This window comes from Metabacillus sp. KJ11-3, assembly GCF_055808295.1.
In genome coordinates this window covers 4,487,330-4,512,443 of the sequence record NZ_CM147865.1, presented here as the reverse complement: position 1 = coordinate 4,512,443, position 25,114 = coordinate 4,487,330, and the positions used below count along the sequence as shown (strand labels likewise).

Here is a 25,114-nt window from a genome sequence, read left to right as displayed (position 1 = left end):
TTATATTTTGTCAATACGGAGGAATACCCAAGTCCGGCTGAAGGGATCGGTCTTGAAAACCGACAGGGGTGTCAAAGCCCGCAGGGGTTCGAATCCCCTTTCCTCCTCCATAATTTTAAAACTTAATCTCATATTCAGCGCATAAAATATGGGAGATTGATGTAAAATCGTTACTGGACTGTAGCGATTTTTTTTATATGTTTGGAAAGTATAAGAAGACCAAAGCATTCAAATTTTAGGATTAGCAATAAACTACAGTTTTCTAATAAAAAAAGAGGATGACATAAAGGAACGTAAACCTTTATGTCATCCTCTTATTTTTTAGAAATTTCGTCTGTTCAATAAAATAGCCAATTCTCTCTATAATAGGTTCGATAGACTTTTCATTTTTCATAATATCATAATCATTAATATTGATACGTAGTACAGGACAGGCATTAAAATTATTAATCCAATTTTCATATCTTTGGTGCATTTCAGTCCAATATTCAACTGGTGTTTGCTGTTCCATTGGACGTCCGCGAAGTTTAATTCTCGATAAAATATCATCCAAGCTTCCTTCTAAATAAATGAGAAGGTCTGGATGTGGAAAATAAGGAGTCATGACCATAGCATCAAAAAGGTTTTTATAGGTTTCATAGTCAACCTCAGACATTGTCCCTTTTTCATAATGCATTTTTGCAAATATCCCCGTATCTTCGTAAATTGAACGATCCTGAATGAATCCTCCACCATATTCAAAAATCTTTTTTTGCTCTTTAAAACGTTCTGCTAAAAAATAAATTTGTAAATGAAAGCTCCATCTTTCAAAATCAGCATAAAATTTATCAAGATAAGGATTTGAATCTACCTTTTCGAAAGATGTTTTGAAATTCAATTCCTGTGCAAGAGCGTTTGTCATTGTGGATTTTCCAACACCTACAGTACCAGCTATCGTAATGACAGCGTTGTGAGGAATCTTATATTTTTCGCGTAAATTCATTTGTTGTTGCTCCTTTTTGCAAGTACTGATCTAATGTTTTGAATATATATGTTAAGTCTTGTTTATTTTGAACGAAGTCCAATGTATCACCGTTAAAACGAATAACTGGAATTGAAGGGTTTTCTTTTTCCCACTGTAACATAGCAATTTCATAATCCTCTGAAAGCTGTTGTAGGTAATGGGGATCAATTTTTTGCTCTATTTCACGGCCTCTTTTTTCTATTCGGCCTAATAGTGTATCAAGACTAGCAGTTAGATAAATGATAATGTTGGGTTTTGGCATGCCTTCTGTTAAGATATCATAGATTTTCAAATACTTATCATATTGTTCATGCCTTAATGTACGTTTGGCAAAGATAAGATTCTTATAGATATGATAGTCAGCTACAACTGGTTTATCTGTTTGTAGATACTCTTTATTGATGTCTTCTAACTGTTTATATCGATTGCAAAGAAAAAACATTTCCGTTTGAAAGCTCCATTCTTCAATATCTGTATAGAACTTTCCTAGAAAAGGATTTTCTTCAACAATTTCTTTTAATAAGTAGAATTGATAATACTCAGCAATTGCCTTCGCTAATGATGTTTTACCAACACCAATTGGCCCCTCTACAGTAATAAAGGGTATATTCATTATGGGTCCTCCTTTGAAACGAAACACCTAAACTTAAAAATCGACAAATTTCATTTTACCATGCAACTCTCTATTTGAGTAATGATTTATAAGATTGTTTACATTTTCTAATTTAATCTGAATTAAAAAAAGGCACCCATATTATTAATGAGTACCTGTCACTGTGTTATTCTTTCTTTTCTATTTGAAAATTATCAGCTAGTAATAACCAATTTTGAGGAAATGAAAGTCCAAGTTTCCAATAGCTAATTCCTCGTAGATCCAGTTCTTTAATAAGGTCAAATTTTGCCTGAATTGATCTTGCATCTTCAAACCAGACCTCATGCTCTTTTCCATTTGTATCTGTGTAATTAAAATGAGGTGCCTGTGCTTCTTGATCATAAAGAATTGGCACATTATTCGCACTTGCAAGCTGAATAGCCTGCTGAGGACTGACTGCCTTCGCAAATTGTCCTCCAGGAACAAATGGTAAGGTCCAATCATACCCATATAAATTTTGCCCCATCATAATTTTACGACTTGGCATTTCTGTAATGGCATACTCCAAAACTTCCCTCACAGGGCCTATAGGTGAAACAGCCATTGGTGGACCGCCACTATATCCCCATTCATATGTCATAATCACAACAAAATCTACAATCTGTCCGTGTGCTTTATAATCATGTGCTTCATACCAACGCCCTTTTTGTGTAGCACTCGTTTTAGGTGCCAGTGCTGTAGAGAGAAGCCAACCTTCCTGACTGAAACGGGCCTTTGCCTTTCGTAAAAATTGGTTATAAGCTTCACGATCTTGAGGTCTTAAAAACTCCATATCAAAATGGATATCACGGAAGCCATATTTTTTGGCAGTTGTGACAATGTTATTTAAAAGTTTATTTTGTATTTCTGTATTTGTTAAAATAATTCTCCCTAGTTCATCACTAAATTGGTCGTTTTCTAAATTCGTAATCGCCATCATCAACGTAACATTATTTTGTCTGGCGATTTGAGGGAAATTATTAAGAAGTGGTTCTTTAAGAGTTCCATCCCGCTGAATTTGGAAACTAAATGGTCCTAAATAAGTTAAGTAAGGTGCTGCATCTCTTGCTGCTTGCTCAAGATTAGCTGTAACACTTGTGCCTCTTGGTTCAATATAAGCGTTAGATTCTACCGATCTCTTTTCACCTTCAGGAATGTAGAGTCTTACTCCTATTGAGAGAGGTTGGTTCAAGGGAATATTATTAATTCTAGCTAATTCTGATGCGGGAAGTCCAAATCTTTGGGCTATTGAATATAAACTGTCACCAGATTGTACCCAATAAAACCTTCCCTTAATAGGAATCACAATCCCCTGGCCGATAACTAAATTATTTGGGTTTTGAATTTCATTAGTGCGAATAATTTCTTCTGCGGTTGTACTGTAAGCCTGTGCAATACCAAACAAGCTTTGTCCTTGTTGGACAATATGTATTTGCATGTTTGTCCTCCTCAAAATACAATTTTGTACATCATATGATGAGAAGGCTTGATGCATGTTAAATTAATTTCCTCTATGGATAATCGTAGCTTTGAGTGTGTTTTCCATCATACTTAAGGCAAATTCATTATCCTTTTTAGTATTAGATGCAATACAGTCAGCTGGGATTGTTATATCGTATTCTCTCATATAAGCATCATTTGCTGTAAAAAGTACACATATGTTTCCAGCTATTCCAGTAATCACGAGTTCTTTAACATTAAGACTATATAATAATGTGTTCAGTGCAGTCCCGTAAAAGGCGGAGTGTTTTGGTTTAATTAAAAAATAATCATCATCGTTTGGAAACAAACGGTGAATAATCTTTTCACTTAATGGATTACTACATTTTCGAGCAATTTTTTCAAAGTTAGCCTGCCATAAGTTATAATGGTCATTAACATAGATAATAGGACAATTATTCTCTTTCATTTTATTTTTTAGTGAGAGAATATTGTGGGAGATTGTTTCAGTTTGTTCCGCTAAGATAGGGCCATGATTGAAATTAAAGTCATTAATCATGTCTATAATAAGTAGTGCTTGTTTAGGTTTTTGCTGCATAACAATCATTTCTCCTTTTTATAACAATTTAGGCTGACTTTTCCTACTTTTAATATGTACAATTGTACCATTTCTACGAGGAGGATATATAGAATTGAATGACCAGTATTATATGAAATTAGCCTTAGATGAAGCAAAAAAGGCTAAGGAGATGGGTGAAGTTCCAATTGGAGCAGTTATTGTATTAAATAATACCGTTATTTCATCAGCTCATAATTTAAGAGAAATGGAACAACGGTCAATTGCCCATGCAGAAATTTTGGCAATAGATAAAGCTTGTAAGGAGATAGGTTCCTGGAGATTAGAAAGTGCAACATTGTATGTCACTTTGGAACCATGTCCAATGTGTGCAGGAGCTATTGTATTGTCGAGAATCGGAAGAGTTGTATATGGAGCCTCAGATCCTAAAGGTGGTTGTGCGGGTACATTGATGAATCTTTTACAAGAAGAAAGGTTTAACCATCAAGTTGATCTAACAAAGGGAATTGAGGAGCAGGCATGTAGTGAGTTGTTAAGCTCGTTTTTTAGAGACTTAAGAAAACGTAAAAAACACAAATAACAAACCTGACAAAAACTTACATCTACTAGAAGTTGCAATTTATATGATTAGGATATATACTTATACATGCGTCGATAAAACGATGCAACTTAATATGGTATCAATTTTGCCGTGCTAAGCGGGGAGGTAGCGGTGCCCTGTACTCGCAATCCGCTCTAGCGAGGCCGAATCCCTTCTAGAGGTTAGCTCACTGTAGGGCTGCCTTAAGTAAGTGGTGTTGACGCTTGGGTCCTGCGCAATGGGAATCCATGAACCATGTCAGGTCCGGAAGGAAGCAGCATTAAGTGGAAGCTCTCATGTGCCGCAGGGTTGCCTGAGCCGAGCTAACTGCTTAAGTAACGCCTATGGTGGCTAATCGACGGAAGGTGCACGGCAGTTAATATTTTAAATGAAACTCACTCTTTTCGGGTGAGTTTTTTGTTTGCCATCGAAAAGTAAAGTGCTTTTATAAGTTTTGTTAGGAGTTAGTGAGATGCTACGATTATTTAAAAGGTAAGAAAATATAAAATGTTTGTACTTAGTTTTAGTGTCTAGCTCCAGGCGCCATCGGCTCGAGGGTCTAGGCAAATAGGAATTGAAGGCAAAGAACGCCTTCTATTCCTATTCGCCTTATGCTTGTCGCCTTGCGCTTTTCTTAGAAACAACTTTGTAAATATGCCGATGGTTGTTATAATATAGATGATGAAATAGAAGGGAGACGTTTTTGTGGGTTATCAAGCATTATATCGTGTTTTTAGACCACAGATATTTCATGATGTGGTTGGCCAAGAACATATAACAAAAACCTTACAAAATGCCCTGTTACAAAATAAGTTTTCACATGCTTATCTTTTTTCCGGACCACGTGGGACAGGGAAAACAAGTGCAGCTAAGATCTTTGCAAAAGCAGTCAATTGTGAAAGAGCACCAGTAGCTGAGCCTTGTAATGAGTGTGCTGCTTGTAAAGGTATTACAAACGGTTCCATCTCAGATGTGATTGAAATTGATGCTGCATCTAACAATGGTGTCGATGAAATAAGAGATATTAGAGATAAAGTAAAATATGCTCCATCTGCTGTTCAATATAAAGTATATATTGTTGATGAAGTTCATATGTTATCCATTGGGGCCTTTAATGCTTTGTTAAAAACTCTTGAAGAACCACCAAAGCATGTCATTTTTATACTAGCTACTACTGAACCTCATAAAATCCCTTTAACAATAATCTCTCGCTGTCAACGATTCGATTTCCGAAGAATTACGGCTGCTTCGATTGTAGGTAGAATGAAAGAGATCATACATAACCAACAGGTAAATGTAGAAGAGGATGCACTGGACGTTATTGCAAGAGCTGCTGATGGTGGTATGCGTGATGCGTTGAGTTTACTGGACCAGGCAATTTCATATAGTGATGATCAAGTAACATTAAATGAAGCATTGCTTATAACCGGATCTGTATCACAAGAGATCATTGGGAAAATCGCTGAAGCTATACACCAAAAAGATGTGACGGTTGCTCTGCAGGCATTGGACCAATTAATGTATCAAGGAAAAGACCCGAGCAGATTTATTGAAGACTTTATTTTTTATTATCGTGATATGCTCTTATACCAGACAGCACCAACACTAGAGGATGTCTTAGAGCGTGTGTCGGTAGATAATCAGTTTATCCAACTATCAAAAGAAATACCTTCTGCTGAAATATATGAGATTATTGAGTTGTTAAGTAAGAGTCAACAGGAAATGAAATGGACAAATCACCCCCGGATTTTTCTTGAGGTTGCCTTGGTAAAGTTTTGTCAACAAACAACAAATAAATCTCAATATGATCAAGAGGAATACCGGTCTTTACTAGAAAAAATAACTAGTCTGCAATCAGAGGTAAATCGACTTAAGCAGCAAGGAATTACGGCTCCTCAACAAGGGAATTCAGGTTCAAAAGAGCCGAAGCAAAGGTCAATGAAAAGCGGCTATAAAACACCTGAAGGAAGAATACAGGAAATATTAAAGACTGCAACCAGAAAAGATTTGGAAGTCATTAAAGGGAGATGGGCAGAGCTATTAGAAATGCTTCGAAGCCAGAATAAAGTTTCTCATGCAGCACTTTTAAATGATAGCGAGCCGGTAGCGGCTTCAGAGAATGCTTTTGTATTAAAATTCAAGTTTGAAATTCATTGTAAAATGGTAGCAGAAAATAACAACAATGTACGCACCAATTTAGAAGTAATACTGCAAGAGATTGTCGGTAAAAGCATGGAAATGGTTGGCGTTCCTGAGCATGATTGGGTTAAAATAAGAAAAGAATTTCTAAAAGATCAAAAAGATGAAGATCAAACTCAGCAAAATGGTGAAGAAGATCCGCTTATTGCTGAAGCAAGAAAATTAGTGGGAAATGAACTAATTGAAATAAAAGATTGATTTGGAGGAATGAGATATGATGCGTGGCGGTATGGGAAATATGCAAAAAATGATGAAACAAATGCAAAAAATGCAAAAGGATATGGCAAAAGCACAAGAGGAACTAGCTGAAAAGACTGTAGAAGGTACAGCTGGCGGCGGCATGGTAACAGTTGTAGTAAATGGACAAAAGGAAGTACTTGAAGTAAATATCAAAGAGGAAGTTGTAGATCCGGAAGATATCGAAATGCTTCAAGACTTAGTACTAGCTGCGACGAATGATGCGTTGAAAAAGATGGATGACCTTACAAATGAGACAATGGGTCAGTTCACAAAAGGAATGAACTTACCAGGAATGTTCTAGGAGGATTATCATGCATTATCCTGAACCAATATCAAAGCTAATTGATAGCTTTATGAAGTTGCCAGGAATTGGTCCGAAAACGGCTGTTCGACTGGCTTTTTTTGTCCTAAACATGAAAGAAGATGTTGTGCTTGATTTTGCAAAAGCACTAGTGAATGCAAAAAGAAATCTTACCTATTGTTCTGTTTGCGGACATATAACCGATCAAGACCCTTGCTACATCTGTGAAGATGATCGACGAGATAAAAGTGTTGTATGTGTGGTGCAAGATCCCAAAGATGTTATAGCCATGGAAAAAATGAAGGAATATAACGGCTTATATCATGTACTGCATGGATCTATATCGCCCATGGAGGGAATAGGACCAGAGGATATAAAAATTCCTGAACTTTTGAAAAGATTGCAGGATGATGTAATACAAGAGGTCATTCTCGCTACAAACCCTAATATTGAAGGGGAAGCAACAGCCATGTATATTTCAAGGCTTTTAAAACCATCCGGTATTAAACTAACGAGGATTGCTCATGGTTTACCAGTGGGTGGAGATCTGGAATATGCTGATGAAGTCACTTTATCAAAAGCGTTAGAAGGAAGAAGAGAATTATAGAGGAGGATGTTTCATGCTTTTTCGCCGGAAGGGCTGGTTAAGGAATCAATATGATCAACAACTAATACAAAACTTGCTCACGATGAAAAAAGAGTGGAATCGGCAAAAACAGTTAGTTGATAAAAGTGTTGAACCTTCTCCTGAGGTACTCTATGATTTAAAAATTGCAGAGGCAAAATATTTCTTTTTATTAAAAGAAGCAAAACATCGGAATATTAAAATAGGGAAAATATAAAAGTAGATAGCTTGTTCTAATTTAATACTCTTCTCATATCTTATTATTAAAAGAGATAAAAGGGGAGTGTTTTAGTGGATCCTATTTTAGTTTTTTCTGTAATAGGTGGAATCATTTTAATTTTGTTATTTGTAGGAGCTCCTATTCGACCATTACAATGGGTTGGGCGACTTTCGATAAAGATAATAATCGGAGCACTGCTATTATTTTTTGTTAATGCTTTTGGTACAAGCATAGATTTACATATCCCAATTAACTTAATTACTTCAAGTGTGTCAGGAATATTAGGGATACCGGGATTGGCAGCATTAGTTATTATAAAAATGTTTATTGTAAGTTAAAAATATAGGTAGGCTAGGAAATCAGAAGAGAAGGAGACAAATACTTTTCTTTCTGATTTTTTTATTGTTAATTTTTATTGACATGTTTTTTGAGAGATGATATATTATTATTCGTCTTCCAAAAAGGACAAACGAAATAAAAAAACTTTGAAAAAAGTTGTTGACTTAAAAATGGTAATCATGTTATTATATTAAAGTCGCTTCTTAAAGAAGTGAAAAAAAGTTCTTTGAAAACTAAACAAAACCAAGCGTGCCAACGTTAATTTCGATTAACAAAAACGTACTATATAGTACAACTTTTTAAGAGCTATATCAAACACTTTATTGGAGAGTTTGATCCTGGCTCAGGACGAACGCTGGCGGCGTGCCTAATACATGCAAGTCGAGCGAATCTGAGGGAGCTTGCTCCCGAAGATTAGCGGCGGACGGGTGAGTAACACGTGGGTAACCTGCCTGTAAGATTGGGATAACTCCGGGAAACCGGAGCTAATACCGGATAACATTTCGAACCGCATGGTTCGGGATTGAAAGACGGCTTCGGCTGTCACTTACAGATGGACCCGCGGCGCATTAGCTAGTTGGTGAGGTAACGGCTCACCAAGGCAACGATGCGTAGCCGACCTGAGAGGGTGATCGGCCACACTGGGACTGAGACACGGCCCAGACTCCTACGGGAGGCAGCAGTAGGGAATCTTCCGCAATGGACGAAAGTCTGACGGAGCAACGCCGCGTGAACGATGAAGGCCTTCGGGTCGTAAAGTTCTGTTGTTAGGGAAGAACAAGTACCAGAGTAACTGCTGGTACCTTGACGGTACCTAACCAGAAAGCCACGGCTAACTACGTGCCAGCAGCCGCGGTAATACGTAGGTGGCAAGCGTTGTCCGGAATTATTGGGCGTAAAGCGCGCGCAGGCGGTTTCTTAAGTCTGATGTGAAAGCCCACGGCTCAACCGTGGAGGGTCATTGGAAACTGGGGAACTTGAGTGCAGAAGAGGAGAGTGGAATTCCACGTGTAGCGGTGAAATGCGTAGAGATGTGGAGGAACACCAGTGGCGAAGGCGACTCTCTGGTCTGTAACTGACGCTGAGGCGCGAAAGCGTGGGGAGCGAACAGGATTAGATACCCTGGTAGTCCACGCCGTAAACGATGAGTGCTAAGTGTTAGAGGGTTTCCGCCCTTTAGTGCTGCAGCAAACGCATTAAGCACTCCGCCTGGGGAGTACGGTCGCAAGACTGAAACTCAAAGGAATTGACGGGGGCCCGCACAAGCGGTGGAGCATGTGGTTTAATTCGAAGCAACGCGAAGAACCTTACCAGGTCTTGACATCCTTCGCTACTTCTAGAGATAGAAGGTTCCCCTTCGGGGGACGAAGTGACAGGTGGTGCATGGTTGTCGTCAGCTCGTGTCGTGAGATGTTGGGTTAAGTCCCGCAACGAGCGCAACCCTTGATCTTAGTTGCCAGCATTAAGTTGGGCACTCTAAGGTGACTGCCGGTGACAAACCGGAGGAAGGTGGGGATGACGTCAAATCATCATGCCCCTTATGACCTGGGCTACACACGTGCTACAATGGATGGTACAAAGGGCTGCAAGACTGCGAAGTCAAGCGAATCCCATAAAACCATTCTCAGTTCGGATTGCAGGCTGCAACTCGCCTGCATGAAGCCGGAATCGCTAGTAATCGCGGATCAGCATGCCGCGGTGAATACGTTCCCGGGCCTTGTACACACCGCCCGTCACACCACGAGAGTTTGTAACACCCGAAGTCGGTGGGGTAACCGTAAGGAGCCAGCCGCCTAAGGTGGGATAGATGATTGGGGTGAAGTCGTAACAAGGTAGCCGTATCGGAAGGTGCGGCTGGATCACCTCCTTTCTAAGGATATGAGGTACGCTTGGTATTTTGTTTAGTTTTGAGAGAACTTTGTTCTTTTTTCATATAGAGATGGGCCTATAGCTCAGCTGGTTAGAGCGCACGCCTGATAAGCGTGAGGTCGATGGTTCGAGTCCATTTAGGCCCACCATCTTAATTTAATTTACGGGGCCTTAGCTCAGCTGGGAGAGCGCCTGCTTTGCACGCAGGAGGTCAGCGGTTCGATCCCGCTAGGCTCCACCAAATGTTCCTTGAAAACTAGATAACGAAAAACAATTCAAGTAATTCACTGAGTTTAAACGCTTAGTTTAGTGATTCTCTTATTAATGAAGTAAATGACATCTTCGATGTCGAAGGTTAAGTTAGTAAGGGCGCACGGTGGATGCCTTGGCACTAGGAGCCGATGAAGGACGGTACTAACACCGATATGCTTCGGGGAGCTGTAAGTAAGCTTTGATCCGGAGATTTCCGAATGGGGAAACCCACTGCTCGTAATGGAGTAGTATTTTCACCTGAATACATAGGGTGATAAAGGCAGACCCGGGGAACTGAAACATCTAAGTACCCGGAGGAAGAGAAAGCAAACGCGATTTCCTGAGTAGCGGCGAGCGAAACGGAATTAGCCCAAACCAAGAGGCTTGCCTCTTGGGGTTGTAGGACACTCTATACGGAGTTACAAAGGAACGGAGTAAATGAAGAGGTCTGGAAAGGCCCGTCAAAGAAGGTAACAACCCTGTAGTTGAAACTTCGTTCCCTCCAGAGTGGATCCTGAGTACGGCGGGACACGAGAAATCCCGTCGGAAGCAGGGAGGACCATCTCCCAAGGCTAAATACTCCCTAGTGACCGATAGTGAACCAGTACCGTGAGGGAAAGGTGAAAAGCACCCCGGAAGGGGAGTGAAAGAGATCCTGAAACCGTGTGCCTACAAGTAGTCAAAGCCCGTTAATGGGTAATGGCGTGCCTTTTGTAGAATGAACCGGCGAGTTACGATCCCGTGCAAGGTTAAGTTGATAAGACGGAGCCGCAGCGAAAGCGAGTCTGAATAGGGCGTGCAGAGTACGTGGTCGTAGACCCGAAACCAGGTGATCTACCCATGTCCAGGGTGAAGTTCAGGTAACACTGAATGGAGGCCCGAACCCACGCACGTTGAAAAGTGCGGGGATGAGGTGTGGGTAGCGGAGAAATTCCAATCGAACCTGGAGATAGCTGGTTCTCTCCGAAATAGCTTTAGGGCTAGCCTTGAAATGAGAGTCTTGGAGGTAGAGCACTGATTGGACTAGGGGCCCCCATCGGGTTACCGAATTCAGTCAAACTCCGAATGCCAAAGACTTATGTTCAGGAGTCAGACTGCGAGTGATAAGATCCGTAGTCAAGAGGGAAACAGCCCAGACCACCAGCTAAGGTCCCAAAGTATACGTTAAGTGGAAAAGGATGTGGAGTTGCTTAGACAACCAGGATGTTGGCTTAGAAGCAGCCACCATTTAAAGAGTGCGTAATAGCTCACTGGTCGAGTGACTCTGCGCCGAAAATGTACCGGGGCTAAACGTATCACCGAAGCTGTGGACTGTTCTTACGAACAGTGGTAGGAGAGCGTTCTAAGGGCTGAGAAGCCAGACCGTAAGGACTGGTGGAGCGCTTAGAAGTGAGAATGCCGGTATGAGTAGCGAAAGAGGGGTGAGAATCCCCTCCACCGAATGCCTAAGGTTTCCTGAGGAAGGCTCGTCCGCTCAGGGTTAGTCGGGACCTAAGCCGAGGCCGAAAGGCGTAGGCGATGGCCAACAGGTAGAAATTCCTGTACCACCTCCTCACCATTTGAGCAATGGGGGGACGCAGAAGGATAGGGTAAGCGCGCTGTTGGATATGCGCGTCCAAGCAGTTAGGCTGACAATGAGGCAAATCCCATTGTCACATAAGCTGAGCTGTGATGGCGAGGGAACTATAGTACCGAAGTTCCTGATTCCACACTGCCAAGAAAAGCCTCTAGCGAGGTGAGAGGTGCCCGTACCGCAAACCGACACAGGTAGGCGAGGAGAGAATCCTAAGGTGAGCGAGAGAACTCTCGTTAAGGAACTCGGCAAAATGACCCCGTAACTTCGGGAGAAGGGGTGCTTTTTAGGGTGAATAGCCCGGAAAAGCCGCAGTGAATAGGCCCAGGCGACTGTTTAGCAAAAACACAGGTCTCTGCGAAGCCGCAAGGCGAAGTATAGGGGCTGACGCCTGCCCGGTGCTGGAAGGTTAAGGGGAGAGGTTAGCGCAAGCGAAGCTTTGAACCGAAGCCCCAGTAAACGGCGGCCGTAACTATAACGGTCCTAAGGTAGCGAAATTCCTTGTCGGGTAAGTTCCGACCCGCACGAAAGGCGTAACGATCTGGGCACTGTCTCAACGAGAGACTCGGTGAAATTATAGTACCTGTGAAGATGCAGGTTACCCGCGACAGGACGGAAAGACCCCGTGGAGCTTTACTGTAGCCTGATATTGAATTTTGGTACAGCTTGTACAGGATAGGTAGGAGCCTGAGAAGCCGGAGCGCCAGCTTCGGTGGAGGCGTCGGTGGGATACTACCCTGGCTGTATTGAAATTCTAACCCACAGCCCTGATCGGGCTGGGAGACAGTGTCAGGTGGGCAGTTTGACTGGGGCGGTCGCCTCCTAAAATGTAACGGAGGCGCCCAAAGGTTCCCTCAGAATGGTTGGAAATCATTCGTAGAGTGTAAAGGCACAAGGGAGCTTGACTGCGAGACCTACAAGTCGAGCAGGGACGAAAGTCGGGCTTAGTGATCCGGTGGTTCCGCATGGAAGGGCCATCGCTCAACGGATAAAAGCTACCCCGGGGATAACAGGCTTATCTCCCCCAAGAGTCCACATCGACGGGGAGGTTTGGCACCTCGATGTCGGCTCATCGCATCCTGGGGCTGTAGTCGGTCCCAAGGGTTGGGCTGTTCGCCCATTAAAGCGGTACGCGAGCTGGGTTCAGAACGTCGTGAGACAGTTCGGTCCCTATCCGTCGTGGGCGTAGGAAATTTGAGAGGAGCTGTCCTTAGTACGAGAGGACCGGGATGGACGCACCGCTGGTGTACCAGTTGTCTTGCCAAAGGCATAGCTGGGTAGCTATGTGCGGAAGGGATAAGTGCTGAAAGCATCTAAGCATGAAGCCCCCTCAAGATGAGATTTCCCATAGCGTAAGCTAGTAAGATCCCTGAAAGATGATCAGGTTGATAGGTCAGAGGTGGAAGCGCGGTGACGTGTGGAGCTGACTGATACTAATCGATCGAGGACTTAACCTAACAATAAGCGAATGCTTAGTGAATTGAATTGTGTATCGTTATCTAGTTTTGAAGGAATATATATTCTTTCAATCTAAGTTCATAGTAAGAAGGTTTCGAGAAACGAACAGTTCAAGGAATCGATTGAGGAGACACCGCAACGTACTTCAGTACGTGAGGATGTTGACGAATGAGATGACGCAGAAATGTAAAGTTTATCGGAAGCCGTAAACTATATTATTTGGTGATGATGGCGAAGAGGTCACACCCGTTCCCATGCCGAACACGGAAGTTAAGCTCTTCAGCGCCGATGGTAGTTGGGGGTTTCCCCCTGTGAGAGTAGGACGTTGCCAAGTAAGAAGAGGTAGAAAGATCAGTAGAGATACTGGTCTTTTTTGTGTGTTAAAAAACTATTGCCCAAAACCGAAGGTTTTCTGTAAAAATGTAGAGACAAAGTATAACTCCTAGCCTGAGGCTTGGGAGAAGCAAGAAGATCAAGGAAGCGCCGAGAGAGAAGACCGGAATGTGCGCAGTTGGCACATGAGGATCTGAACGAACAAGCTGATGCGGAGATTCGCCGCTTATCGCAAGCCGAAATCCAAACACGGAAGTTAAGCTCTCAGCGCCGATGGTAGTTGGGGGTTTCCCCCTGTGAGAGTAGGACGTTGCCAAGTAAAAGAGGAAGAAAAGATCAGTAGAAATACTGGTCTTTTTTTGTTTGAATTAAATAAATGTAGAAAAACCGATGGTTTCACGTAAAGAGGTTGGAACAAAATACACTTACTAGCCTGAGGCTTGGGAGAAGCAGATCAAGGAACTTCTACTAAGAGCGCCCCGTCCTGTGGCAACGTAGAAGTCAGCACATCCTGTGCAAGTAAGGAAGCGCAGAGAGAGAAGACCGGAATGTACGTAGTTGGCACATGGAGATCTGAACGCGAACAAGTTGACGCGGAGATTCGCCGCCTATTGCAGGTCGAAATCAGAACATGGAAGTTAAGCTCTCAGCACCGATGGTAGTTGGGGGTTTCCCCTTGTGAGAGTAGGACGTTGCCAAGTGAGAAGAGGTAGAAAGATCAGTAGAGATACTGGTCTTTTTTTAATGTTTGAATGAAGTGAAAATTAAATGATATGAACGATGTCACTTACTAAGAGAAAAGAACAGGCACATATTGAACTAATAGACATAATTTAAATTAAATCATGTTGTTTAAATTCAAAATTGTGTATACAATATTACTTTTTGGTAAAAATAAAAAGTATGGAGGTGGAGATCTTGAATTCAAATAGTTTACAAAAGTCTCTTGGGGAAACATGCATTGTATGTGATGAAGAGAAAGAGTTAGGAATTCATCTTTATACAAGTTTTATTTGCAGAGACTGTGAAAAAGAAATGACTAACACACCAACGTCTGACCCTAAATATCAATATTATTTAGAAAAGTTAAGAAGGGTAAAAAACTCACCACTTTATTCATAAAATTCTGAGGCTGATTGGAAAATCAGTCTTTTTTATTGTTTCTTACATCTCTATTGGTTGTGCTATATGGCGAATCTGTATATACTCAGGTAAGCTAGATATTGTTATAATAGATTTTATCTATAAAAAGGACGTTGATTTTATAATGGAGACGCCTCTTTACACTGCTCTATTAAACCATGCTAATGTGAAACCAACATCTTTACATGTACCTGGTCATAAAAATGGAGCCGTTTTTTTGCAAGAAGCAAACCATCTGTATAAAGATATCTTACAAATAGATGTGACTGAATTAATAGGACTGGATGATTTACATCACCCACAGGATGTTATTTTAAAGGCACAGCAGCTTACTTCAGAATTATATCGAGTAAAAAGTTCGTACTTTTTAGTGAATGGTTCAACCGCGGGAAATTTGGCAATGATTTTAGCAAGCTGCCAAGTAGATGATGTAGTACTTGTTCAACGAAATTCCCATAAGTCAATTATGAATGGTTTACAACTTGCAGGGGTTAGGCCTGTTTTCCTGGATCCTAAAGTGGATGAAGAGCTCATAGTTCCTAGTTATGTTGAATTTGAAAGAATAAAAGAAGCCATAAGGCTCTATCCAAATACAAAAGTTCTTATATTAACCAATCCTAATTATTACGGCCTTGCCATTGATTTAGCAGAGATTGTTACATATGCACATGACCGTGGAATTCCTGTGCTTGTTGATGAAGCACATGGTGCACATTTTATTATTGGAGATGGGTTTCCTATATCTGCTGTAGAGATTGGGGCGGATATAGTTATCCACTCAGCACATAAAACACTTCCCGCTATGACAATGGGGTCATTTTTGCACTTTAATAGTGACTTAATAGACAAGGAAATGGTAGAGAGCTATCTTTCAATGTTGCAGAGTAGCAGTCCTTCCTATCCGATTATGGCTTCACTCGATTTAGCACGTGCATATTTAAGCAAGGCAATGGAAGAGAATTTACAAGTTGACATAATAGAATCGGTACAAAAGATCAAACAACAAATAGGTGCGATAAAAGGTCTGGAGATTATTGAGTCACATGATCGACTTGTTAAAGGTGATCCATTAAAATTAACAATAAGATCTACAAATGGTTTATCAGGATATGAGTTGCAGGAAGTTCTTGAAAGACATAATGTTTTTATCGAATTAGCTAATCCTGAACATTGCTTATGTATATTACCACTTGGTGATATGAATCCGATTATTAATAAAATAACACAAATCAATCCAGTTTATCTAAAGGTTAAAAAAACAGGATTGACTACAAAGGAGTTAAAAAGACAAGAAGTAAAAGGAATACAACCGTTGGAGGTATCTTACTTTCATCTCAAAAAATGCAAAAAGGTACTAATTGGATTAGATGATGCCGTAGGTCATTATTCAGCAGAAGCTATTATTCCATATCCTCCAGGTATTCCTCTAATTATGGTGGGTGAGAAAATAACAATAGAGTTGGTGGAGAAGATGAGACGAATGATAGAATTAGGAGTAAACATCCAAGGAGATTATCATATTAAAAGAGGAAAAATAAACATATACATGAGTAAAGGGTGAACTTTTTTGAAGGGAAAGTTTATAACATTTGAAGGGCCGGAGGGAGCAGGTAAGACCTCTGTACTGGAATTATTAAGGACAGAACTAAGCGGAACTAAAATGGAGATGATTTTCACCAGAGAACCTGGTGGTATTCAAATATCAGAGAAAATCCGTGAAGTTATTTTGAACAAAGAGCATACTGAGATGGATTCGCGAACAGAGGCATTATTATATGCAGCGGCAAGAAGGCAACATTTAGTAGAAAGAGTTGTACCTGCAATTGAAAGTGGAAAAATTGTGTTCTGCGACCGTTTTATTGATAGCTCTTTAGCCTATCAAGGTTATGCCAGAGGGTTAGGAATAGAAGAAGTGTTATCAATAAATGAGTTTGCAATTAACGGACTAATGCCAGATCTTACATTTTATTTTAAAATAGATCCACAGGTAGGTTTACAAAGGATTTCTAAGAGTTCAGAGCGAGAGAAAAATCGCCTTGATTTAGAGGACTTATCATTTCATCAAAAGGTTCAAGAGGGTTATGAGAAAGTTATCGCCATGTTTCCTGAAAGAATAGTTGTCATTGATGCTGAAAAATCACTTGAGGAAGTTGTCGATGAAGTGAAGAACAAATTAAAAAAGGTAATTTCTTTTTAATAGGTAAGAAAGTTTTAAATTTGTACTTAGTGTAGGTGTCTAGCTCCAGGCAACTTGCGCCTTTCTAATTAAATAAAATTACCATTAATCGTGCAATGATTCACTTAATTGAACATGTTACAATAAAAGGAGGCTTCTCTATATGAAGTTAATTATTGTGGTTGTACAAGATCAAGATAGTAACAAGCTATTGAATGCCCTTACTGAGCATAATTTCCGTGTTACTAAATTATCAAGTTCAGGCGGATTTCTCAAATCAGGAAATACAACATTTATGATAGGTACAGAAGATATTCGAGTAGATAAGGCGTTGCAAATTATAAAAGATAATTGTAAATCCAGAGATCAACTAGTTGCTCCTGTATCACCAATGGGAGGTAATGCGGATTCCTTTATCCCATATCCTGTAGAAGTAGAAGTAGGCGGTGCAACTGTATTTGTTCTTCCTGTCGAACAGTTTCATCAATTTTAATAAAATATCTAAATGGCAATTTGCCATGGAGGTAAAGGATGAAAATAAGTCAAGATATTAGATCAACTATGGACAAGAGGGGACCAGAGCAAAAAGTTTCCCAAACATCCAGCAAAGGTTTCCATGATTTAATCGTTAAACAAGGAAGTAAGCTTCAAAATGAACAGCTAAATAAATTATTAGTCGACATAGATAGTGCTGGACGAAGATTAGCAAAGTCTCGAAATTTCAGTGACCTTACTAAATACAAGCTTTTGGTGAAAAAGTTTATCCACGAAGCTGTTGAGTATGGCATGAATATGAAACAATCCAGAAGCTGGGATTATAACGGTAATAGCCGTTCATTGAAAATAATTGAGCAGGTGGATGAATCACTAGTTCAATTAGCAGACGAGATAATAAGTAAGGAAGATTCAACAATAGATATTCTTGCAAAAATAGGCGAGGTTAAGGGATTACTTATTAACCTATATACGTAGAGAGTGATGAGTATGACGAAAAGTTTGAGTGAATTTAGTTCATATCAGCCAAGGGTTATCAAACTATTAACAAATAGTATACGCAAGGACCGACTGGCACACGCATACCTTTTTGAGGGGAAAAAAGGTACTGGTAAAAGAGAAGTAGGAGTTCTTTTAGCGAAAAGTTTTTTTGTGAAAGTCTCCAAAACTATGAACCGTGCAACAATTGTAGAAATTGTAAAAGAATAGAGTCAGGTAATCATCCTGACGTACATGTTGTTGAACCAGACGGCCTTTCAATTAAAAAGGGTCAAATTCAAGCACTTCAAGAAGAATTTTCAAAGTCCGGAGTAGAATCGAACAAAAAGCTTTATATGATTGTTCATGCAGATAAGATGACAGTCAATGCTGCAAACAGTTTACTTAAGTTTTTAGAAGAACCCAACGCCAACACAATTGCCATTCTCATAACAGAACAGTATCATAAAATATTGAATACAATATTATCAAGATGTCAATTGTTATCTTTTCAGCCATTGCAACCAAAAGCCATTGAACAGACATTGACAGATTCAGGGATAGCACCACATATTGCTTCTTTAGTGGCACAACTAACCAATGACACAGAAGCGGCTTTTAATCTGTCAAAAGATGATTGGTTTGCGCAGGCTAGATTGAAAGTGATAAAATTATATGAAGTCCTCACCACTCGAAAAGGACAGGCACCTCTTTATATACACACAGAGTGGATGACTTATTTTAATGATAAGGAAAAGCAAGAAACAGGGTTAGACTTATTATTATATATATATAAAGATGTCTTATCTGTTCAATTAGGAAATGATGAACAAGTGATTTATCAGGACATCATTCAGCAAATTAAACAGCATGCCCTTCAAATAACTCAAAGAAGTGTGACTGAGAAGGTAACTTCTATATTAGAAGCTAAGAAACGGCTTCATGCCAATGTAAATCCACAATTATTAATGGAACAATTGGTTTTAACATTGCAGGAGGGATAAGTTTGTATAATGTTGTAGGAGTTCGCTTTAAAAAAGCGGGCAAAATATATTATTTCGACCCTAATGGTCTTCAAATAGAGGATGATGATTTTGTCATTGTGGAAACAATAAGAGGGGTTGAATATGGCAAAGTCGTCTTAAATAATAAAAAAGTAGAGGAAAACGATGTTGTTTTACCTCTGAAAAAAGTCATTCGTTTAGCTGATGAAAAAGATCGGTTAATGGTTCAGGAAAACCAAGAGGCGGCTTCTGAGGCATACCATGTTTGTCAGAAAAAGGTTTCAGAGCATGGTCTCGATATGAAGCTGGTAGATGTTGAGTATACATTTGATCGAAATAAAGTGATCTTTTATTTTACAGCAGATGGACGTGTTGATTTTAGGGAGCTTGTAAAAGATTTGGCTGCAATATTCAAAACTAGAATAGAGCTACGTCAAATTGGTGTCCGTGATGAGGCGAAAATGCTGGGTGGTATTGGTCCATGTGGTCGTATGTTATGCTGCTCAACATTCCTGGGAGACTTTGAACCTGTGTCAATCAAAATGGCAAAAGATCAAAACTTGTCATTAAATCCAACAAAAATTTCCGGTTTATGTGGAAGATTAATGTGCTGTCTCAAGTATGAGAATGATGAGTATGAATCTGCCAAGGAACAATTACCCGATTTAGGAGAGATAATTGGTACTCCAAGTGGTTTAGGAAAAGTAGTTGGTTTAAATATATTAGAGAAAATTCTACAGGTAAACCTTGTGGAACAAGAACGCGTGGTTGAATACACTTGGGATGAATTGCAGAAAGAAGGCGTAGTTCCAATGCAATCCACAGATTGATGAGGTGGAACAAGTGGATAAAAAGGAAATATTTGAATCTGTCAGCAGTATGGAGGAACAAATAGGATCTTTATATACACAATTAGGCGAGCTTAAGCAACATTTAGGAGAACTCATTGAAGAAAATCATCATTTACAAATTGAAAATGAGAACTTACGCCGACGATTAGATTCAACAATGACTGGTACAAAAACAAAAGCAAAAAAGACAAAAGCAACGGATAAAGAGCAAAAGAAGCAAAGTCAGCAAGTTGATATAGGAGAAGGCTATGACAACTTAGCGAGACTTTATCAAGAAGGCTTTCATATTTGCAACTTACATTATGGAAGTATTCGTAAAGATGGTGATTGTTTATTTTGTTTATCATTCCTAAATAAGAAATAATAGAACTGACTCATACTGGTCTTGTCCAAAAGATGAAACCAATTGCTATGTGTCAGTCTTTTTTTGCTATTGTATGCTTTTGCGAAGAGATTAAAGGAGAAAAGAACAATGGTTAAGTTAATAGGAGATGAGAGATTAGATTATTTACTTGCTGAGAATTTAAGGATTATTCAAAGCCCGTCCGTTTTTTCTTTTTCATTAGATGCTGTGTTATTATCAAGATTTGCTTATATGCCTATTCAAAAAGGAAACATAATTGATTTATGTACAGGAAACGGCATTGTTCCACTTATACTAAGTACAAGAACAAAAGGAATTATTACCGGTGTGGAAATTCAAGAAAGGCTCTATGATATGGCGGTTAGAAGTGTCCATTATAACCAGCTGGAACAACAAATAAAGTTGATCCACGCAGATCTGAAAAACATGCCTCAGGAGCTCGGGCTTGGAAAATTTGATGTGGTTACTTGCAATCCTCCTTATTTCAAAACACCACAGAAGGATAAACAAAACCTCAATGAACATTTGGCCATTGCTAGACATGAAATCTTATGTACATTAGAGGATGTCATTAAAGTAAGCAGCCAGCTCGTCAAACAAGGTGGAAAAGTTGCAATTGTTCATAGACCGGGAAGATTAGTAGATCTTGTTGAACTCATGAGAAGATACGGTATTGAACCAAAACGATTGCAATTTGTCTATCCAAAGCAAGGCAAGGAAGCGAACACAGTCTTAATAGAAGGTATTAAGGGAGGGCAAGCCGATCTGAAACTGTTGCCACCTATTTTTGTTTATGATGAAAACCACGAGTATACACAAGTTATAAAAGAGATTTTATATGGAAAAGAAGAAGATAAGTAAAAAGAAAAGGCAACACTACGGGTAGGGGTCATATAAATGGTACAAAATGAAACACACTATTTTTATGTGTTAGAATGTAGTGATGGAAGTTACTATGCAGGATATACAGTAAATCTTGAGAGACGTATACACAATCATAACACTGGTAAAGGAGCAAAATATACGAGAGGCAGAACTCCAGTGAAACTCCTATACTCAGAAAAATTTGAATCGAAAAGTGAAGCATTAAAAATGGAAATTAAATTCAAAAAGTTTTCTAAGAAGAGGAAACAATCATATATAGAAGGAAGGTGAAGGGAATATGCTACAAACCCAAAAAAGCTTTATTCAGGATGAAAAGAAATTGGGAGATTTATTTTTAGTGCCAACACCAATCGGTAACTTGGAAGATATGACCTTTCGGGCTATTAAGGTGTTAAAGGAAGTAGATCTTATCGCCGCAGAGGATACACGTCAATCAAAGAAATTATGTAATCACTTTGAAATTGATACTCCTATTTTTAGCTATCATGAACATAATAAAGAAAGCAGTGGACATAAAATCATTGAGTATTTACAGGAAAATAAGAGTGTTGCATTAATTAGTGACGCAGGTATGCCGACAATTTCTGATCCCGGTAGTGAACTAGTACAACAAGTTTTAGAATCAGGTGCAAAGGTAATTCCACTACCAGGTGCTAATGCAGCATTAACAGCACTCATTGCTTCCGGTATTACACCACAACCTTTTTACTTTTTTGGATTTTTAGATCGCCAAAAGAAAGAGAAAAAAATCAATTAACTTCATTAAGTAGTCGTAACGAAACATTTATTTTATATGAGTCACCACATCGGCTAAAAGAGACATTACATGTAATGCTTGAGTGTTTAGGAAATCGAACGATTTGTTTATCACGAGAATTAACGAAGAAGTTCGAAGAATTCATAAGAGGTCGTATTGAAGAGGTCATATCTTGGTCTGAAAACAATGAGATACGTGGAGAATTTTGTATCATTGTTGAAGGTTCAAAGGAAGAAATTATTGATGAGAAAGATAGTTGGTGGAATGCACTATCTGCAAAAGAACATGTTGAGCACTACATAAACGAAGGATTAAATTCAAAAGAGGCTATTAAAAAAGTAGCACTTGAACGAAGTATTCAAAAAAGAGACGTTTATCAGGCATATCATATAGAATAATATAAAAAAGGGATCAGATTTGATCCCTTTTTTATATTACTTATTTACTAATTGATTTTGAATTTCAGATAAGATTTGCTCAGCACCTTCACGGCTTAAAACTAATTTACCATTTGCTAATGCCAAGTTATCATCAGAAACTTCTCCAGTGATTTGGCAAGTCATATTTGGCTTGTATTTTTTTAGGATAATTTTATCATCATCAACGTAAATTTCCAATGCATCCTTTTCAGCAATACCTAAAGTACGGCGTAATTCAATAGGAATAACTACACGGCCTAATTCATCAACTTTACGTACAATTCCAGTAGATTTCATAATTTGGTAATCTCCTCTCACCTTTATATATATTTATGTTTTTTTACTATACTTCGTCAATATTCGACAAAAACTGATTTGCTTTTTAAGCATATCAGTGTTTCCAATAAACGTCAATCATTTTTATTATATTTCCATGTAAAAAAATAGGTGCCATATAGAAACCCTAGTATCAGTGGGTTTTACCCATTATTTACCCACAAATTATGTATAATAAACCTAAAATTGGAAAATGGATATATGGGATATATTATTATTTTTATTAATTATTAGCGGTGTTCGTTCGACATCTATATTGGAAAATTCGACAAAAACCTATATGCTCTTGTCGAATCAGAGAAATGTTAAAACTTTAGGTATATATTCTTGATATTAGAGGCTAAGATGGTATCATTAAGAGTATGAAAAAGTCTGAGATGGTTAGGTTAGTAAGGGCTACTTATTGATCAAAATCTTTAGATACATAATAGTACCGGAAGTACCTTTGGGGCTAGGGTATTTGAATAGCATTAAGGATACATGGTTTCTTATCGCTCTCGTCCTTTGGGCGAGGGCCTTTTTTGATGACTTGCAGGGTACTTATTTTAATAACTAGTTAGCACAAGGAGGTTATACAATGGAAAATAAAGAAAAGACATTTTATATTACAACTCCAATCTATTATCCGAGTGGAAAGTTACATATCGGACATGCCTATACGACCGTAGCAGGTGATGCAATGGCTCGTTATAAACGTATGCGCGGGTTTGATGTCATGTACTTAACAGGTACAGATGAACATGGACAAAAGATTCAAAGAAAAGCGGAAGAAAATAACATTACTCCACAGCAATATGTTGATGGAATTGTATCCGGGATAAAAGAGCTTTGGGGAAAAATGGATATATCTTACGATGACTTTATCCGAACTACAGAAGATCGACATAAAATAGTAGTAGAAAAAATCTTTGCTCAACTTGTTGAACAAGGTGATATCTATTTGGATGAATATGAGGGTTGGTATTCAGTACCAGATGAAACCTTCTATACGGAACTTCAGCTCGTTGATCCAATTAAAGAAAATGGAAGAATCGTTGGAGGAAAAAGTCCTGACAGCGGTCATCCGGTTGAATTAGTAAAAGAAGAATCATATTTCTTTAAAATGAGTAAATATGCAGATCGGTTGTTAGCGTTCTATGAAGAAAATCCGGAGTTCATTCAACCGGAATCAAGAAAAAATGAAATGATTAATAATTTTATTAAACCTGGTTTAGAAGATTTGGCTGTATCGCGGACAACCTTTGATTGGGGAATAAAAGTACCCGGAGATCCGAAACATGTTATCTATGTTTGGATTGATGCACTTTCAAATTATATTACGGCACTCGGGTATGGAACAGAACAAGACGATAAATATAAAAAATACTGGCCGGCAAATGTTCATATTGTAGGGAAGGAAATTGTCCGTTTTCATACAATATACTGGCCTATTATGTTAATGGCATTGGATTTACCACTTCCAAAGAAGGTATTTGCCCATGGTTGGCTTTTAATGAAAGATGGCAAGATGTCAAAATCTAAGGGGAATGTAGTGGATCCTGTTACATTGATTGATAAATACGGCTTAGATGCTCTTAGATATTATTTATTAAGAGAAGTGCCTTTTGGATCTGACGGAGTCTTTACACCTGAAGGATTTATTGATCGTGTTAACTATGATTTAGCAAATGACTTGGGCAACCTGCTCAATCGAACTGTAGCTATGATTGATAAGTACTTTGAAGGAAAAACACCTGCTTATAATGGAAGCCAGACAGAATTTGATGATCAACTTGTAAAGACTTCAAAGGAAACAATTAAGAAATATGAAGAGGCAATGGAGAATATGGAATTTTCAATTGCACTTTCATCCCTATGGCAGTTTGTTAGCAGAACAAATAAATACATTGATGAAACGCAACCATGGGTCCTAGCAAAAAATGAAGAAGACTATGATAAATTGGCTTCAGTAATGGTTCATTTAGCTGAATCACTTCGAATCACTGCAGTTTTATTAAAACCATTTTTAACAGAAACACCAAATAAAATTTTTGACCAATTAGGTATTCATACTGAAGTATTAAAGAATTGGGATAGCCTTTTGGAATTTGGCCAGATTGACAAAACAATAGTAAACAAGCAGTCACCAATCTTTCCGCGATTAGAAGTGGAGGAAGAAGTAACGTATATCAAAGAACAAATGAAAGGCTCTGCTCCGGTTGTAGAAACCGAGAAAAAAGATGCAGATATTGCTCCTCAAGAAGAGGAAATTACAATTGATGATTTTATGAAATTAGACCTTCGGGTAGCGGAAGTTCTCCAAGTTGAACCAGTAAAAAAAGCCGATCGTTTGTTAAAAATCCAGTTGGACTTAGGTTATGAGAAAAGACAGGTTGTTTCTGGAATCGCCAAACATTATAAACCAGAGGAACTAATAGGAAAAAAAGTTATCTGTGTTGCTAATCTAAAACCTGTGAAGCTTCGTGGCGAATTATCTCAGGGAATGATTTTAGCTGGGTCACAAGGTGATTTACTTTCAGTCGCAACAGTTTTTGCTGACCTTCCAAACGGTTCAAGAGTAAAATAAC

21 protein-coding genes, 3 tRNA genes, 3 rRNA genes, 1 other RNA gene and 2 pseudogenes are annotated in these 25,114 nt (G+C 38.9%); 25 read left to right on the top strand and 5 right to left on the bottom strand.

The window, feature by feature from the left end; all coding sequences use genetic code 11:
- The first annotated feature begins 17 nt into the window (after positions 1-17).
- Positions 18-110, top strand: a tRNA-Ser gene (locus tag AC0L8O_RS22570).
- A gap of 191 nt (positions 111-301) precedes the next feature.
- On the opposite strand, the gene AC0L8O_RS22565 is transcribed toward AC0L8O_RS22570, so the two are convergent.
- The 4 genes from AC0L8O_RS22565 to AC0L8O_RS22550 all read right to left on the bottom strand — a co-directional run bounded on the left by AC0L8O_RS22565 (position 302) and on the right by AC0L8O_RS22550 (position 3,672).
- A complete protein-coding gene (locus AC0L8O_RS22565; RefSeq protein ID WP_473445431.1) occupies positions 302-982 on the bottom strand; it encodes a deoxynucleoside kinase in 681 nt (226 codons plus the stop codon).
- Positions 960-1,619 carry a deoxynucleoside kinase gene (locus AC0L8O_RS22560; RefSeq protein WP_026562785.1) on the bottom strand — a complete coding sequence of 220 codons (660 nt, stop codon included), beginning with the start codon at positions 1,617-1,619 and terminating at the stop codon, positions 960-962. The genes AC0L8O_RS22565 and AC0L8O_RS22560 overlap by 23 nt, the downstream gene beginning before the upstream one ends.
- 163 nt (positions 1,620-1,782) lie before the next feature.
- Positions 1,783-3,072, bottom strand: coding sequence for a glycoside hydrolase family 18 protein (locus tag AC0L8O_RS22555; RefSeq protein WP_473445429.1), 1,290 nt, complete (start codon positions 3,070-3,072; stop codon positions 1,783-1,785).
- 63 nt (positions 3,073-3,135) lie between these two features.
- Complete coding sequence (locus AC0L8O_RS22550; protein WP_026562787.1) at positions 3,136-3,672, bottom strand: cysteine hydrolase family protein; 537 nt, start codon at positions 3,670-3,672, stop codon at positions 3,136-3,138.
- Positions 3,673-3,784: 112 nt separating this feature from the next.
- Between AC0L8O_RS22550 and tadA the strand changes: the two genes are divergently transcribed.
- The 23 genes and pseudogenes from tadA (at position 3,785) to rsmI (ending at position 22,190) form a co-directional block, all read left to right on the top strand.
- Positions 3,785-4,231 (top strand): tRNA adenosine(34) deaminase TadA, encoded by a 447-nt coding sequence (gene tadA, locus AC0L8O_RS22545; RefSeq protein ID WP_034333507.1) that lies wholly within the window; start codon positions 3,785-3,787, stop codon positions 4,229-4,231.
- A 109-nt stretch (positions 4,232-4,340) separates the two neighbouring features.
- Positions 4,341-4,604, top strand: an RNA gene (gene ffs / locus AC0L8O_RS22540) — signal recognition particle sRNA large type.
- Positions 4,605-4,936: 332 nt separating this feature from the next.
- Positions 4,937-6,628, top strand: a complete 1,692-nt coding sequence (gene dnaX, locus AC0L8O_RS22535) for a DNA polymerase III subunit gamma/tau (protein ID WP_473445426.1) — start codon at positions 4,937-4,939, stop codon at positions 6,626-6,628.
- A gap of 19 nt (positions 6,629-6,647) precedes the next feature.
- Positions 6,648-6,971 carry a YbaB/EbfC family nucleoid-associated protein gene (locus AC0L8O_RS22530; RefSeq protein ID WP_473449093.1) on the top strand — a complete coding sequence of 108 codons (324 nt, stop codon included), beginning with the start codon at positions 6,648-6,650 and terminating at the stop codon, positions 6,969-6,971.
- 10 nt (positions 6,972-6,981) lie between these two features.
- Positions 6,982-7,578, top strand: coding sequence for a recombination protein RecR (gene recR, locus AC0L8O_RS22525; protein ID WP_226530811.1), 597 nt, complete (start codon positions 6,982-6,984; stop codon positions 7,576-7,578).
- Between the two features lie 13 nt (positions 7,579-7,591).
- The gene (locus tag AC0L8O_RS22520; RefSeq protein ID WP_026562792.1) at positions 7,592-7,813 is read left to right on the top strand and encodes a YaaL family protein; all 222 of its coding nucleotides are present in this window, start codon (positions 7,592-7,594) and stop codon (positions 7,811-7,813) included.
- A gap of 74 nt (positions 7,814-7,887) precedes the next feature.
- A complete protein-coding gene (locus AC0L8O_RS22515) occupies positions 7,888-8,154 on the top strand; it encodes a pro-sigmaK processing inhibitor BofA family protein (protein WP_473445424.1) in 267 nt (88 codons plus the stop codon).
- A 321-nt stretch (positions 8,155-8,475) separates the two neighbouring features.
- Positions 8,476-10,025, top strand: a 16S ribosomal RNA gene (locus AC0L8O_RS22510).
- 71 nt (positions 10,026-10,096) lie between these two features.
- Positions 10,097-10,173 (top strand) — tRNA-Ile (locus tag AC0L8O_RS22505).
- A gap of 16 nt (positions 10,174-10,189) precedes the next feature.
- Positions 10,190-10,265 (top strand) — tRNA-Ala (locus tag AC0L8O_RS22500).
- 112 nt (positions 10,266-10,377) lie between these two features.
- Positions 10,378-13,306, top strand: a 23S ribosomal RNA gene (locus tag AC0L8O_RS22495).
- Between the two features lie 219 nt (positions 13,307-13,525).
- Positions 13,526-13,641 (top strand): 5S ribosomal RNA (gene rrf, locus AC0L8O_RS22490).
- Together the 16S, 23S and 5S rRNA genes with 2 tRNA genes alongside form the textbook arrangement of a ribosomal RNA operon.
- Before the next feature lie 908 nt (positions 13,642-14,549).
- On the top strand, positions 14,550-14,762 hold the full coding sequence (locus AC0L8O_RS22485) for a sigma factor G inhibitor Gin (RefSeq protein WP_413467532.1): 213 nt from the start codon (positions 14,550-14,552) through the stop codon (positions 14,760-14,762).
- A gap of 145 nt (positions 14,763-14,907) precedes the next feature.
- The gene (locus AC0L8O_RS22480; RefSeq protein WP_473445422.1) at positions 14,908-16,344 is read left to right on the top strand and encodes an aminotransferase class I/II-fold pyridoxal phosphate-dependent enzyme; all 1,437 of its coding nucleotides are present in this window, start codon (positions 14,908-14,910) and stop codon (positions 16,342-16,344) included.
- Positions 16,345-16,350: 6 nt separating this feature from the next.
- Entirely contained in the window at positions 16,351-16,980 is a 630-nt protein-coding gene (gene tmk, locus AC0L8O_RS22475) for a dTMP kinase (protein ID WP_473445420.1), read from the top strand.
- Positions 16,981-17,122: 142 nt separating this feature from the next.
- The gene (locus AC0L8O_RS22470; RefSeq protein ID WP_026562442.1) at positions 17,123-17,452 is read left to right on the top strand and encodes a cyclic-di-AMP receptor; all 330 of its coding nucleotides are present in this window, start codon (positions 17,123-17,125) and stop codon (positions 17,450-17,452) included.
- A 38-nt stretch (positions 17,453-17,490) separates the two neighbouring features.
- Positions 17,491-17,931, top strand: coding sequence for a YaaR family protein (locus AC0L8O_RS22465; protein ID WP_473445418.1), 441 nt, complete (start codon positions 17,491-17,493; stop codon positions 17,929-17,931).
- A gap of 12 nt (positions 17,932-17,943) precedes the next feature.
- A pseudogene (gene holB / locus AC0L8O_RS22460) lies at positions 17,944-18,935 on the top strand (DNA polymerase III subunit delta').
- A 2-nt stretch (positions 18,936-18,937) separates the two neighbouring features.
- Complete coding sequence (gene ricT, locus AC0L8O_RS22455; RefSeq protein WP_473445416.1) at positions 18,938-19,765, top strand: competence/sporulation regulator complex protein RicT; 828 nt, start codon at positions 18,938-18,940, stop codon at positions 19,763-19,765.
- Between the two features lie 13 nt (positions 19,766-19,778).
- A complete protein-coding gene (gene yabA / locus AC0L8O_RS22450; RefSeq protein WP_078433041.1) occupies positions 19,779-20,150 on the top strand; it encodes a DNA replication initiation control protein YabA in 372 nt (123 codons plus the stop codon).
- A gap of 108 nt (positions 20,151-20,258) precedes the next feature.
- Positions 20,259-21,011, top strand: coding sequence for a tRNA1(Val) (adenine(37)-N6)-methyltransferase (locus AC0L8O_RS22445; protein WP_473445414.1), 753 nt, complete (start codon positions 20,259-20,261; stop codon positions 21,009-21,011).
- 36 nt (positions 21,012-21,047) lie between these two features.
- A complete protein-coding gene (locus AC0L8O_RS22440) occupies positions 21,048-21,305 on the top strand; it encodes a GIY-YIG nuclease family protein (RefSeq protein ID WP_473445413.1) in 258 nt (85 codons plus the stop codon).
- 7 nt (positions 21,306-21,312) lie between these two features.
- Positions 21,313-22,190 (top strand): annotated as a pseudogene (rsmI, locus tag AC0L8O_RS22435) (16S rRNA (cytidine(1402)-2'-O)-methyltransferase).
- A 36-nt stretch (positions 22,191-22,226) separates the two neighbouring features.
- Here rsmI and AC0L8O_RS22430 read toward each other — a convergent pair.
- A complete protein-coding gene (locus tag AC0L8O_RS22430; protein ID WP_026562434.1) occupies positions 22,227-22,508 on the bottom strand; it encodes an AbrB/MazE/SpoVT family DNA-binding domain-containing protein in 282 nt (93 codons plus the stop codon).
- 616 nt (positions 22,509-23,124) lie between these two features.
- Between AC0L8O_RS22430 and metG the strand changes: the two genes are divergently transcribed.
- A complete protein-coding gene (gene metG, locus AC0L8O_RS22425) occupies positions 23,125-25,113 on the top strand; it encodes a methionine--tRNA ligase (protein WP_473445411.1) in 1,989 nt (662 codons plus the stop codon).
- Position 25,114 lies beyond the last annotated feature (1 nt).

Excerpts from the sequence above, each read along its gene's own strand:
- AC0L8O_RS22565 (WP_473445431.1), bottom strand. The coding sequence starts at position 982 with ATGAATTTACGCGAAAAATATAAGATTCCTCACAACGCTGTCATTACG.
- AC0L8O_RS22555 (WP_473445429.1), bottom strand. The coding sequence starts at position 3,072 with ATGCAAATACATATTGTCCAACAAGGACAAAGCTTGTTTGGTATTGCA.
- AC0L8O_RS22550 (WP_026562787.1), bottom strand. The coding sequence starts at position 3,672 with ATGCAGCAAAAACCTAAACAAGCACTACTTATTATAGACATGATTAAT.
- tadA (WP_034333507.1), top strand. The coding sequence starts at position 3,785 with ATGAAATTAGCCTTAGATGAAGCAAAAAAGGCTAAGGAGATGGGTGAA.
- AC0L8O_RS22530 (WP_473449093.1), top strand. The coding sequence starts at position 6,648 with ATGCGTGGCGGTATGGGAAATATGCAAAAAATGATGAAACAAATGCAA.
- recR (WP_226530811.1), top strand. The coding sequence starts at position 6,982 with ATGCATTATCCTGAACCAATATCAAAGCTAATTGATAGCTTTATGAAG.
- AC0L8O_RS22520 (WP_026562792.1), top strand. The coding sequence starts at position 7,592 with ATGCTTTTTCGCCGGAAGGGCTGGTTAAGGAATCAATATGATCAACAA.
- AC0L8O_RS22480 (WP_473445422.1), top strand. The coding sequence starts at position 14,908 with ATGGAGACGCCTCTTTACACTGCTCTATTAAACCATGCTAATGTGAAA.
- AC0L8O_RS22470 (WP_026562442.1), top strand. The coding sequence starts at position 17,123 with ATGAAGTTAATTATTGTGGTTGTACAAGATCAAGATAGTAACAAGCTA.
- AC0L8O_RS22465 (WP_473445418.1), top strand. The coding sequence starts at position 17,491 with ATGAAAATAAGTCAAGATATTAGATCAACTATGGACAAGAGGGGACCA.
- AC0L8O_RS22445 (WP_473445414.1), top strand. The coding sequence starts at position 20,259 with ATGGTTAAGTTAATAGGAGATGAGAGATTAGATTATTTACTTGCTGAG.
- AC0L8O_RS22440 (WP_473445413.1), top strand. The coding sequence starts at position 21,048 with ATGGTACAAAATGAAACACACTATTTTTATGTGTTAGAATGTAGTGAT.
- AC0L8O_RS22430 (WP_026562434.1), bottom strand. The coding sequence starts at position 22,508 with ATGAAATCTACTGGAATTGTACGTAAAGTTGATGAATTAGGCCGTGTA.
- metG (WP_473445411.1), top strand. The coding sequence starts at position 23,125 with ATGGAAAATAAAGAAAAGACATTTTATATTACAACTCCAATCTATTAT.